Raw genomic sequence first — 761 nt, 5'->3', positions numbered from 1 at the left:
CCGTGCTGCCGGGTGGGGGCTCCTTGCACCGCCTTCTCCCCCGCGTGGGTCCGGTGCGGCGCGGGGGCGGCCGGCGGGGTCGACCCGCTGGAGGTGCGGCTTGCGCTCCCCCGGGACCCTCCCTTCGGCCGGGCCGTGCTGGGGGCGGTGCGCGAGCTCTCGGGCTGGGATCAGCCTCTGCATGCTGAGGACGGACGCCGGCGCGGGCGCGGGCTCGCCATGACCCACTCCTTCGGCAGCACGGTGGCGCAGGTCGTGGAGGTGAGCGACGGCGAGGACGGCATCCGCATCGAGCGCGTGCATTGCGCCGCCGACGTGGGCTTGGCGCTGGACCCCGGCATCATCGAGGCGCAGATGCAGTCCGGCATCGTTTACGGGCTCTCAGCCGCGATGATGGAGGAGATCCGCTTCAAAGACGGCCGCGTGGAGCAGTCCAACTTCCATGACTACGACGCGCTGCGGCTCGCGCAGAGCCCGGAGATTCGCGTGCGCATCCTGCAAAGCGGCAACGCCCCGACCGGCGTCGGCGAGCCCGGCACGCCTCCGTCCAAGCCGGCGCTTGCCAACGCCATCTACGCCGCCACCGGCAAGCGGCTCCGCGAGTATCCGTTCAAGGACGTGGACCTGACGGCGGCATAAACCAATACCCTCTCCCGCCGGGACGACTCCAGGGAAGGAGGAGTTAGGGCGAAGCAGGAAGCAAGAGCCGAGAGGGCGGGGTGAGGGGATCAAAAACTCGCTTGCCCCACTTACTATCATCC

1 protein-coding gene is annotated in these 761 nt (G+C 70.0%); it reads left to right on the top strand.

The window, feature by feature from the left end:
• Positions 1 to 639: molybdopterin cofactor-binding domain-containing protein (locus I6U14_RS08555; protein WP_296898471.1), on the top strand; the 639-nt coding region annotated here is incomplete at its 5' end.
• Between the last annotated feature and the right edge of the window lie 122 nt (positions 640 to 761).

The organism is Thiohalocapsa sp. (genome assembly GCF_019695415.1).
GTDB lineage: Bacteria > Pseudomonadota > Gammaproteobacteria > Chromatiales > Chromatiaceae > Thiohalocapsa.
Note: the sequence above shows the minus strand (reverse complement) of the source record. Positions and strands in the feature narration are given on the sequence as shown.